General features: G+C 66.4%; 6 protein-coding genes and 1 other RNA gene. 1 reads left to right on the top strand and 6 read right to left on the bottom strand.

Annotation, left to right across the window (positions count from 1 at the left end; genetic code table 11):
- The first annotated feature begins 75 nt into the window (after nucleotides 1–75).
- Nucleotides 76–428: a transfer-messenger RNA gene (gene ssrA / locus ACILRJ_RS06970) on the top strand.
- Between the two features lie 372 nt (nucleotides 429–800).
- On the opposite strand, the gene ACILRJ_RS06975 is transcribed toward ssrA, so the two are convergent.
- From ACILRJ_RS06975 to ACILRJ_RS07000, 6 genes are all read right to left on the bottom strand, one after another.
- Nucleotides 801–1,415 carry a DUF4142 domain-containing protein gene (locus tag ACILRJ_RS06975; RefSeq protein ID WP_395681745.1) on the bottom strand — a complete coding sequence of 205 codons (615 nt, stop codon included), beginning with the start codon at nucleotides 1,413–1,415 and terminating at the stop codon, nucleotides 801–803.
- 17 nt (nucleotides 1,416–1,432) lie between these two features.
- Entirely contained in the window at nucleotides 1,433–5,806 is a 4,374-nt protein-coding gene (locus ACILRJ_RS06980; protein ID WP_395682064.1) for a DEAD/DEAH box helicase, read from the bottom strand.
- 95 nt (nucleotides 5,807–5,901) lie between these two features.
- Nucleotides 5,902–8,592: a magnesium-translocating P-type ATPase gene (gene mgtA, locus ACILRJ_RS06985; RefSeq protein WP_395681747.1), complete on the bottom strand. Its 2,691-nt coding sequence runs from the start codon at nucleotides 8,590–8,592 to the stop codon at nucleotides 5,902–5,904.
- 271 nt (nucleotides 8,593–8,863) lie between these two features.
- Nucleotides 8,864–9,856 carry a tetraacyldisaccharide 4'-kinase gene (lpxK, locus tag ACILRJ_RS06990; protein ID WP_395681749.1) on the bottom strand — a complete coding sequence of 331 codons (993 nt, stop codon included), beginning with the start codon at nucleotides 9,854–9,856 and terminating at the stop codon, nucleotides 8,864–8,866.
- A 1-nt stretch (nucleotide 9,857) separates the two neighbouring features.
- Nucleotides 9,858–11,651, bottom strand: a complete 1,794-nt coding sequence (gene msbA / locus ACILRJ_RS06995) for a lipid A export permease/ATP-binding protein MsbA (RefSeq protein ID WP_395681751.1) — start codon at nucleotides 11,649–11,651, stop codon at nucleotides 9,858–9,860.
- Nucleotides 11,648–12,079 (bottom strand): ExbD/TolR family protein, encoded by a 432-nt coding sequence (locus ACILRJ_RS07000; protein ID WP_395681753.1) that lies wholly within the window; start codon nucleotides 12,077–12,079, stop codon nucleotides 11,648–11,650. The genes msbA and ACILRJ_RS07000 overlap by 4 nt, the downstream gene beginning before the upstream one ends.

Raw genomic sequence — 12,079 nt, forward strand, 5'->3', positions numbered from 1 at the left:
GATGAACGGAAACCGCACATGCTAGCAGTTCGGGTTGATTTCCCGCTTCGATACCCGCACCATGAAGGTTCTCCCGGGGGCGATCCGGTTTCGACGGGGGACGCGAAGTAGCTTGGAGCATGCCGAGGGCGTCATCTTCCTCGTTAATCCGGTGGCAAAAAACCTAGACGCGAACGACAACGTCTACGCTCTGGCCGCTTAAGGCCTAGCCCCGAACCCACTTGTGCCTGTGCTCGTGGATGTAGGGTCATTATCACGGGATCGCTCGAAGCCGGCGCCTTTCGGCAAGAGCAAAAACCAAGAGGCTGGTCCTGCGGTGCGCTTTGTCCGCCGTGTTGCCGCAGGACGAGATCAAACGGCGGGCTAAGCATGTAGCGCTGGGCGCGGAGTGCCTTCGGACGCGGGTTCAATTCCCGCCGCCTCCACCAATGAACGGAAAGGCCACCCTCGCGGTGGCCTTTTCGTTGATGGAGGCGGTGACGGATGCGAACCCCAGCGGCGCGCCGCGCACGCGGGTTCACAAAATCGTCTGGAACGATTTTGGACAGCCGCAGGCTGGCCCCGCAGCGCGTAGCGCGGAGGGGTGAGGCTCAGGGTTGAGCCGAACACTGCGCAGGCAGGACTGCCTGCGCGAACATCGCCCCAGGCGATGACCCTCGCGCACCGCGCGAGTGTGAGCGCCATGGATGGCGCGAATCATTCCCGCCGAACCTCTAGGTGGCCCTTCTGCTTTTTGGAGGTGCTGCGAATGCGAACTCACGCCCGCAGCGCACGCCGTCCTGAATGAGCAGGCCTCGACCCTATTCCCCCATCCGCTTCAGCAGGTCATCCGCCTGGCGCGTATTGCTCTCGAGAGCCGGCAGCATCTGCTCGGCGAACTTCCGGATGTCGGGGTCTGCGCTCTGGTCGCGGGTGCGCTGGTAGAGCGCGATGAGGTCATTGCCGTCGCGCACGACGTTTTCCACGTACATGCGATCCGCGTTGACGTCCTTGCGGATGATTTCATCGGCTTCGCCCTTCGCCCGCGCGCTCATGCGGTGATCGAGTTGCACGTGCTTCGCGGCCGCCAGAAGGCGCACGGCATCGTCCGCCTTCGCATGACTGCTGACCACGTTCTCGGCCAGCGAGCGCACGCCAGTGCGCTTGCGGCCCATGATGCGCTTGCCGAACGTCAGTTGATCGATATTCGAGGTGTCGACAGTCTGCAGGAAGTCGACGTCGGCCGGGGCGAGTGCGCCTGCCGGCACTTCGATCGCTTCGCGCATCTGGCCCATCGCCGACATGGACACAAAAGCGAATGCAACGGCGAGCATATGTGAGCGCATGGTCACGACCTTAGGTTGAGGAAGTGACCGGAGTATCTTCTCGCCCGCCTTAACGGACCGTATGCCGGACCTTGCGCGGTAGGTCAGCATTCAGTCTTGTCCAGTCGTCACTCTTCTTCCTGATGACCAGCTTCCTGATGATCGGCTTCGATAGCCGAGGGTCGGCGTGGGTTGTCGCGAACCAGCATTGCACGAATCGCATGTTCTTCGGTTGCGGACAATGTTCCGTTCAAGACGATCTCCCCCGCTACCCGCCGGGCTACCGGGACGCCGTCGCGATAGAGCACCCGTGCACCGGCAACGTGCGGCACCTTGTCGCCGGCGAGCAGGCTGCCGACGACATTCAGCGGGTCCGCTCCACTGACGCAGACGAAGCTGCCGTCGGGCGCGCGTTGGCGCGTCGCGCGCAGTGCCGCGATCGCTTCGGGCAAAGCGAACTGCTCGCCGGAAATACCCGCGATGAACCGGCCACCACGGATGTCCCCGCGCGCTTCGAGGCGGTGGAAAACGCGCACCAGCTGTCGCCAGGGCGGCAGCCATTCCGCCTCGTGCGCGAGCAATCGCCAGCATACGACGCCGTACCGCTTGAGCAGCACGCGGGCAACGTGCTCGTTCGCTTCATCCTCCGGCTTTGCGTGTGCGCCGGTCGCCGCCGCGCCCTTGCGCACGAGCGACCAGCGGCCCGCGTCCTCGATCCCGAACAGCGCGCGACGCCTACCGTGACGGCGCTGCGTCGAAGGCCTCTTCGACGAGGGAACCAGCAACGCGCGCAATCCACTGAAGCTGTCGGAGTTGATCACGCCTGCGGCAACCAGCTCGCCGAGCGCTTCCTCGAGTTGCACGTGAAGCAGTCGCGTCCCGTTGAGCAGTTCGTCGAAGAACGAGGCACCGTGCCCGGCCAGCCACTCGGCGACCAGTTGCGCGCGCGACGACAACGGCGACGCATCCGTACTCGAACCGGCGAGCGCCATCCACGTTTCCAGATTGCGCCGCTGCAACAACACGGTCGGCGTCGAACGTACCGGACCGCCGACGCGCTCGGTGCCGCCCTTGCGCGGGCGCAGGCGCGACCAGACCACTCGCCCGGACTGGCACAATGCGTCGAGCCAGGCGATTTCATAGCCATCCACGCGCGCGGGCAATATGGTGCCTTCCCACGCCGACGCGGGTGCCTCGAAGCCTTCGAGTTGCGCCAGCACTCCGGCGAGCGCGTCCGGTCCACTGACCCGGCTCGCAGGCGCGACACGTTGCCAGTCGAACAGGAAGCGCATGAAGTCACGTGCCTCGACCGGCTCGATCTCGCGCCGCAGGCGCTTGACCGTGTAGCGATGAATGCGCGCGAGCAGGTGCCGCTCGCACCATTCGATCTCGCGATCCGGTGCGAGCGATGTGCCCGAAAAGCGGCCACGCATGACGAAGCCGTTGCGCTCCAGCGCGAGCAGCGCGAGATCGACGTCGACCTTGCCGACTCCGAGCGAGACGGCAATCGCACTCGCGCAAACCGGACCGAGCGCGGTCATGCGCGCGCGCAGGATCTCGACCAGCGCATCCTCCGGCGTCCATGCGACCGCGGCGAACTCCGTCGGCGCTTCGATCGCCGGTTCACCCATGGCGTCCGGCACCAGCGCGGCGAATTGCGGCAGGCGTTCGGCGGGAATCCAGACATCGACACCACGCAACCGCAGGCGTGTGACGCGCCGATCCGCGGCGAGGCTCGCGAGCCATTGGGACCAGCCGTGATTCGCCAGCACTTCTGAGTCGGTCGCGAATGCGATGCCCATCAACGCGGCATGCAGCTCGTCCGCGGAGCGCGCTTCCGGCCAGGCTTCCTCGCGCACGCCGGCGATCGCGTCCTCGTCGAGTCGACCAAGGTCATCCGCACTCTCCGGCGAACTCCAGCGCCGACTGCTGACGGCCTGCGTTCGACGCTCCTCCAGCGGTGCGTCGTCGAGGAACGCATACGGACGCGCGCCGAGGATCTCTGCAGCGAGCGGCGACGGTGCCGTCAGGTCGCGCGCGACGATGCACGCACTGCCCTGCTCCAGCCGCTGCAGCAGCGCGACGAGGCCGTCGATGTCCATCGCTCCGTGCAGGCAGTCGCGCAGCGTCTGCTCGACCAGTGGATGATCCGGAATCTGGCGCTCGCCGACGATGTTCTCGAGGCAGGCGACCTGGTCGGGAAACACCGCGGCGAGCAGGTCCTCGGACTTCATGCGCTGCAATTGCGGCGGCACCTTGCTGCCACCCTGGAAACGCGGCAGCGCGAGCGACGTCGTCGCGTTCCAGCGGAAGCGCAGGCCGAACATCGGCGCGTCGAGCAAGGCCTGCACCAGCACGCCGCGCACCGAGCCGGAGTGCAGGTAGCGTGCGACCTCGTCGAGCGGGAAGCTGTGGCTGGTGGACAGCGACAGCACGATCGCGTCCTCGGTCGCCGCCGCCTGCAGCTCGAAGTTGAACGTGCGGCAAAAGCGCTTGCGCAAGGCGAGGCCCCAGGCACGATTCATGCGGCTGCCGAACGGCGAATGGATGATCAGCTGGGTGCCGCCGGATTCGTCGAAGAAGCGCTCCATCGCCAGCGTGTCGCGCGTCGGCAGCACACCGAGGGCGATCTTTGCGGAACCGAGGTAGTCGATGAGCTGGCGCGCGGCGCCGGCATCGATGCCGACTTCGTCCGTGAGCCATGCTTCGACGCCCATGGCAGCCGACCCATCCAGGCGATCGGAGATTTCCTGGCGCAGGCGCGACACCGAAAACGAAAGCTCGTCACTTCGCCCCGGTGCCTCGCCGAGCCAGAACGGGATCGTCGGCGGCGCGCCTTGCGCGTCCTCCACCCGGATGCGGCCACGCTCGACGCGCAGCACGCGGTAGGCATGGTTGCCGAGCTGGAAGATGTCGCCGGCGATGCTCTCGACCGCGAAGTCCTCGTGCACGCTGCCGATCGGCGTCGCCTGCGGCTCGAGCACGACTTCGTAGTCGGCGGTGTCGGGAATCGCGCCACCGGACGTGATCGCGGTCAGACGCGCACCGCGGCTCGCACGCAGCACGCCATTGACCGCGTCGCGATGGAGGTAAGCGCCACGCGGTCCATGTCGCGTCGTGTAGCCTTCGGCAAGCATGCGCAGCACCGCGGTGAACTGCCCGCGGGTGGTGTCGGCGAACGGATACGCGTGGCGCACCGACTCGAACAGCTCGTCCTCGCTCCATTCGCGGCAAGCGACTTCGGCCACGACCTGCTGGGCCAGCACGTCGAGCGGTGCCGGTTCAACCTTCAAGGCATCGAGTTCGCCACGGCGCACTGCATCGAGCAGCGCCGCGCATTCGACCAGCTCGTCGCGCGACAGCGGGAACAAGCGTCCTTTCGGTGTGCCACCGACGGCATGGCCGGAGCGCCCGACGCGCTGCAGGAAGGCCGCGATGGCTCTCGGCGAACCCATCTGGCAGACGAGATCGACATCGCCGATATCGATGCCTAGCTCGAGCGATGCGGTAGCGACCAGCGCCTTTAGGTCACCGCGTTTGAGGCGCTGTTCGGCGTCGAAGCGATGCTCTTTCGCCATGCTGCCGTGGTGCGCGGTGACCTTGTCCTTGCCGAGTCGTTCGCTGAGATGCCGCGCGAGGCGCTCGGCCATGCGCCGCGTATTGACGAAGATCAGCGTAGTGCGGTGTTCCGCAATCAGGGCTTCCAGACGCGCATGAACCTGGCCCCAGACGTCGCCGGACATGACCGCTTCGAGCGGCGCCTCGGGCAGTTCCAGCGCGAGGTCGCGCGCGCGCACGTGGCCGGCATCGACGATGCGGCACGCCGGCTCATCCGGCGCCGCCGCATCGGCACCGGTCAGGAACCGCGCGACCTCGCCGATCGGCTTCTGCGTCGCCGACAGGCCGATGCGCACGAGACGGCGTCCGCATAACGCATCGAGACGTTCGAGCGAGAGCGCGAGATGCGCGCCGCGCTTGTTCGGCGCGAGCGCGTGGATTTCGTCCACGATGACCGTACGCGTCGTCGCCAACATGCGCCTGCCGGACGCCGAGCCGAGCAGGATGTACAGCGACTCCGGCGTCGTCACCACGATGTGCGGCGGACGCTTGCGCATCTTGTCGCGCTCGGCCTGCGGCGTGTCGCCGGTGCGCACCATCGTGCGGATCTCGACGTCGGGCAGCCACAGCTGCAGCAGCTCGTCGCGGATGCCGGCGAGTGGCACCTCGAGGTTGATGCGCACGTCGTTCGAGAGCGCCTTCAACGGCGAGACGTAGACGATCGCGGTCTCGTCCGGCAGGGCGCCTTCGACACCACGGCGCACAAGATCGTCGATCGCCGCGAGGAACGCCGCCAAAGTCTTGCCCGAGCCGGTAGGCGCCGCGATCAGGGTGTGCCGGCCGGATGCGATCGCCGGCCACGCCTCGACTTGCGCCGGGGTCGGTTCGGGAAACGTGCGCCTGAACCAGGCGGCGACGGCAGGATGGAAGGTGTCGAGCGGCATGGCGGCAGTGTGCACGCCTTCGTCTCAGGATGTGAGATTCGGCTTTTTCAATGGTGAGGGCACACGATCGTCGGCGCAAGGTCGGTGCCCCGGCTTCAGAGCAACCCGAAGCGCCGGATCAGCCATGCCTTCACGAACTGGGTCAGCAGCACATAGGCGCCGATGATCGCGGTCAGATACAACCAGTACGCACCCGGAAGCGGCACGAAGCCGAACTTGCCGGCCAGCGGCGAATACGGCAGCAGTGCACCGATGGCGCAGATCACGAGCCCGGTGATCGTCAGCGGCAGGCTCGCGCGACTGCCGACGAACGGCATACGGCCGGTGCGGATGACGTGTACGACGAGGGTCTGCGACAGCAGCGACTCGACGAACCAGCCGGTCTGGAACAGGCCGGCATGCTCCGGCGCGTTGGCCTTGAACACGAACCACATCAGCGCGAACGTCGCGTAGTCGAAGATCGAGCTGACCGGCCCGATGAACAGCACGAAGCGCGTGATCGCGCGCATGTCCCACTGGCGCGGGCGCGCGAGGTACTCCGGGTCGACGTCGTCGCTCGCGACCGAGGTCTGCGAGAAATCGTACAGCAGGTTGTTCAGCAGGATCTGCACCGCGGCCATCGGCAGGAACGGCAGGAACACGCTCGCGCCGAGCACGCTGAACATGTTGCCGAAGTTCGAGCTGGCGGTCATCTTGATGTACTTGAGGATGTTGCCGAACACCTTGCGCCCTTCCAGCACTCCCTCCTCCAGCACCATCAGGCTCTTCTCGAGCAGGATGATGTCGGCGGCTTCCTTGGCGATGTCGACTGCGGTATCGACCGAGATGCCCACATCCGCCGCGCGCAGCGCGGGGCCGTCGTTGATGCCGTCGCCCATGAACCCGACCACGTGGCCGTCGCGATGCAACGCCTCGATCACGCGCACCTTCTGCGCCGGATTCAAGCGTGCGAAAACCTGCGTGTCGCGCGCGGCGATGGTCAGTTCATCGTCGCTCATCGCCTCGACCTGCGGGCCGACCAGGAAGCGTTCGACCTCGAAGCCGACCTGACGGCAGACGTTGCGCGTGACGATGTCGTTGTCACCGGTGAGGATCTTCACCGCGACACCGTTATCGTGCAGCGCGCGGATCGCATCGGCCGCACTGTCCTTGGGCGGGTCGAGGAAGGCGACGAAGCCCATCAGCGTAAGTTCCGCTTCGTCGGCGATCGAGTAGGCCGCCTTTGCCCGGATTTCGCGCACGCCGAGCGCGATGACCCGGAAGCCGTCATCGTTCATGTCTCGCGCGACGTCGCGTACGTCGGCAAGCGCCCGTTGGTCCGTCGCCGTCTCCCGCTCGCCGACACGGATGCGCGTGCAGATGCCCAGCGTCTCCGCCACCGCACCCTTCGCGATCAGGAAATGTCGTCCGGCGCGATCACGCACGATCACCGACATGCGGCGACGACTGAAATCGAACGGCACTTCGTCGACGAGGGTGTATTCGCCCTGCAGGCGCCGACGCGTGTCGGCGTCGACGCGCTCGATGACGGCGACATCGAGCAGGTTCTTCAGGCCGGTCTGGTAGTGGCTGTTGAGGAACGCGAACTCCAGCACGCGCTCGTCCTCGTCGCCATTGACGTCGACATGCCGCTCGAGGATCACCTTGTCCTGGGTCAGCGTGCCGGTCTTGTCGGTGCACAGCACGTCGATCGCGCCGAAGTTCTGGATCGCGTTGAGGCGCTTGACGATGACATCCTTCTTCGCCATCGCCAACGCGCCCTTGGCGAGATTTATCGTGACGATCATCGGCAGCATCTCGGGGGTCAGGCCCACCGATACCGCTACCGCGAACATGAACGCGTCGAGCCAGGCCCCCTTGATCAGACCGTTGGCGAGGAATACCAGCGGCACCATCACCGCCATGAAACGCAGCATCAGCCAGGCAAAGCGCTGCACGCCCCGATCGAAACTGGTCTGCACGCGCTGGCCGACCAGCGACCCGGCGAGCTCACCGAAACAGGTGCGCGCGCCCGTCGCGACGATCACCCCGGTCGCGCTGCCGCTGACCACGTTGCTGCCCATGAAACACAGGTTGCGCGCGTCGAGCGGTGACGCTGCTTCGAGATCGACCGGCGCAAACTTTTCGACCGGCATCGATTCGCCGGTCAGCGCCGCCTGGTTGATGAACAGGTCTTTCGCGGCGAGCAGGCGCAGGTCGGCCGGGATCATGTCGCCGGCGGACAGGTGCACCACATCACCCGGCACGAGCCGTTCGATCGGCACTTCGGTCCTGCGCGCGATTGCCGGCAGGACGGTCGCTTCGGCGACTGCCTCCGTCGCGGGTATCCGTCGCGCGGTCGCGGTGTTGCTGACCAGGCTGCGCAGTTGTTCCACCGCGCGACCGCTGCGTGCTTCCTGGAAGTACGACAGGAACACCGCCATGAACACCATCGCCAGCATGATCGCGGCACCCATCGCGTCGTCGCCGAGGTACGACACGACCGCGAGGATGGCCAGCAGGACATTGATCGGGTTGAACAGGAAGCGATGCGCGATCTCGGCCAGCACGCCGAGGCGCTTCTCCTGCGCAACCGCATTGGGACCGAACCGGGCCAGGCGTTCATCCACCTCGGCCGCGCTCAGTCCCTCGCCGTCGACGCCGAGGCGCGCCAGCACGGCCGCGCCGTCGAGGCGAACCAGCTCGATCAGGGGATGCGCGGCCTGAACGCGACGCGCATCGACGCGCAGAGCGATCGGCACGGCCGCGGCGAACAAGCCGAACGGCATCGTTGGAAACTTGAACATGGCGACTCCAGAAGGGGGCGGTGACTCATGGTCACGCTGCCGCCGCGGGAATCGCCGTCATTGGCGGCGCGTCGTTGACGCTCCGCTCAGGCGGCAATCCGCTCCGTGGAGGCAGCGCTGCTTCGTCTGTGACTACTGCAACTTTCCACGGAGGGAACCTCGCAAAGAGGAAGGAAACGTCGTGCGCGGGGCCGGCACGCCGATATTGTCGTCACGCGGGCTGTCAGGACGCTTTCAGGAGCCGCCATCGATCGCTTTGTTCGCGATGGGTTCAGGTCCTTGGCGCTGCGACGAGCAGACTGGCAACGGCGTCGAGGAAGGACGCGGGCAACTCGGCGCGCACCGGTACGCACCAGAAGCGCGCGCTCGCGAACGCGACGCACTTGACCGCGTCCTTCTCGGTCATCAGCACCGGCAAATCGTCGGCGAACGCAAGGTCGGACGAGACAAACGCATGATGGTCCGCGAACGGATGGGCGATGACCTCGATGCCATGTGCGCGCAGGCCGAGGAAGAAACGCTCCGGGTTGCCGATCGCCGCGACCGCATGCACGCGCTGGCCGGCAAACGATTCAAGCGGCCGCGTGGTTGCCGTACGCTCGACCGGCACCGCCACGTCGCCGAGCAGGCGCATCGGGATCTCCCCGGGTTGCGCAACGCCGCCGTTGCAGACCCGAAACGGAACGCCGGCGAGGCGTTCGAGCGGTTCGCGCAACGGGCCCGCCGGCAACAGCCGCCCGTTGCCGAAACGACGCTGGCCATCGATCACGCAGATCTCGATGTCGCGCGCGAACGATGGGTTCTGCAAACCGTCGTCGGCGACCACTACATTGACGCCACGCTCGAGTAGCAACGCGGCGGCGCGTGCACGGTCGCGTCCAACCGCCACCGCAACGCCGGTGCGACGGCGGATCAGGCACGGCTCGTCGCCGACGCGCGCGGGATCCGGCAGATCGTCGAGCAACAACGGACCGAGCTCGGTGCCACCGTGGCCGCGGCTGATCACGCCGGGGCGCCAGCCGCGCTGGCGCAGTGCATCGACCAGCGCGATCGCCAGCGGCGTCTTGCCGCTTCCACCAGCGGTGATGTTGCCGACCACGATCACCGGCACCGCGATCCGCGCGGCATGCCGCAAGCCGATGCGATAGGGCGCAAGGTGCAGCGCACGCAAGCCGCGATAGACCGGTTGCAGCATGCTCAGCCACCAGGGCACGGGCGAGCCTTCATACCAGATCGCGGCGACGCGCTCGGCGAAGCCGCCCATCTCAGCCGATGCCTGCGGCATTCGCCGGGCGTACCGCTTCCCGGTCGCTGAATTGCATCCGGTGCAGGGTCGCGTAGTGGCTGTCGCGCGCGAGCAAGGCCCGATGGGTGCCCTGCTCGACGATGCGGCCGCGGTCGAGCACGACGATCTGGTCGGCATGCTCGATCGTCGAGAGGCGGTGCGCGATCACCAGCACGGTGCGCTCGCGCATCAGGCGCTTCAGCGCATCCTGGATCAGGCGTTCGGACTCGCTGTCGAGCGCACTGGTCGCTTCGTCGAGAATCAGGATTGGCGCGTCCTTGAGCAATGCGCGCGCGATCGCGATGCGTTGGCGTTGACCGCCGGACAACAGCGCACCGCCCTCGCCGACGCGGCTATGGATGCCGTCGGGCAACTGGCGGATGAATTCCATCGCATTCGCGGCTTCCGCGGCAGCGACGATATCGGCTTCGCTCGCACCGGCAAGGCCACCATAGGCGATGTTGTGCGCGATGCTGGTGTCGAACAGCGCGATGCCCTGCCCGACCCAGGCGATCCGGCGGCGCAGGCTGGCGAGCGTGTAGTCGCCGAGCGGTCGCCCGTCGAGCAGGATCACGCCGGATGAGGGCTCGTGGAACCGCGGGACCAGGCTTGCGAGCGTCGACTTGCCGCTGCCCGAACGTCCCACCAGCGCGGTTACGCTGCCGCGCGGGCAATGCAGGTCGATGCCGTCGAGCGCCGCCGTGGCGGCACCGGGATAGGACATGCGAACGTCGCGAAGCTCGAGGTCTCCGGTGCAGGCGTCGAGTTCAACCCGGCCATCGTCGCGTTCGGGCGGCGTATCGATCAGGCCGAAGATTTCTTCCGCCGCAGCGATGCCTCGCTGCAGGTTCGCCTGCACCGTGGTCAGCCGCTTCAGCGATGGCAGGATTCCACCCATCGCGAGGATCAACGCGGTGAACGCGCCTGGTGACAACGTGCTGAGCATCGCCGGTCGCGTGGCGAAAAAGATGATCAGGGCAAGCGAGACCGCGGCGATCATCTGCACCAGCGAACTGGCAAGTCCATTCGTCGAAGCGACCTTGATCCCAAGCCTTCGCGTCTGCTCCGACACCTCGTTGAAGCGCCGGGATTCGTAGGCCTGGCCGCCGAACACCTTCACTTCACGGTTCGCACCGACCGCCTCTTCGACAACCCCGCTGACCGTACCCATCGAGGCCTGGATGCGATGGCTGATGCGCCGATAGCGTCGGCCGACGTAGACCACCAGCGCGCCCACCAGCGGCACCATCACCAGCAGCGCGAGCGTCAGTTGCACGCTCGAGTTCAGCATGACGCCGACGTAGGCCACGATCACCAGACCATCGACCACCGCGATCTTCACCGCCTCGGTCGTCGCCTGCGCCACCTGCTCGGCGCTATAGGTGATGCGCGCGATCTGGTGGCCCGACGACTCCGTATCGAAGAACGATGCCGGCAATCGGAGATAATGGTCGAACACCTGCTGACGCAGCTGCTGCACCACGCCGCGCCCGATGTAGGCGGTCCCGTAATCGGTCAGGTAGATCGCGAAACTGCGCGCCGCGAAGATCGCGATGATGATGATCGGCATCCAGAAAATGGTGCCCTTGTCGCGTGCGACGAACAGGTTGTCGAGCATCGGCTTGATGCTGTGCGCGAACAGTCCCATGCAGGCCGCGTCGACGATCATCGCGAGTACGGCGGCCAGCGCGACGAACCAGTAGCGTCGCGCGTAGCCGAGCAGTCTGGCGTATACCGCGAGACTGGATCGGACGGACGCGTCGGCTGGGGTCACTTCGCGCCCGACGCCTGCGCCTGCGCGATCGCGATCGACAGGCGCGTGAAGCCGAGCTGGCCAAGCGCATCCATCGCGGTGACGACGGCCTGGTGCGGCGTCATCGCGTCGGCGCGAAGGATGACCGGACGCGAGCGGTCATCGCCGGCAAAGCGCCCGATCGCTTCCTTCAATGAATCGAGCCCGGGGTTGAGCACCTCGTTGCTGTCGATGAAGTAGTGGCCGTCGCGGTCGATCAGAAGCACGAACGCATCGCGCTGCTCGACCTGCTCGCTCGCCTCGGCCTGTGGCAGGGTGACCTGCATGCGCGAGTTCTGCACAAACGTGGTGGTCAGCACGAAGAACATGAGCAAGGTGAGCAGCACGTCGATCAGCGAGATCACGTTGATCTCGAAATCGTCCTCGCGGCGGGCGGCAGCGATTCGCAC

This window comes from Dokdonella sp., assembly GCF_044227025.1.
GTDB lineage: Bacteria > Pseudomonadota > Gammaproteobacteria > Xanthomonadales > Rhodanobacteraceae > Dokdonella_A.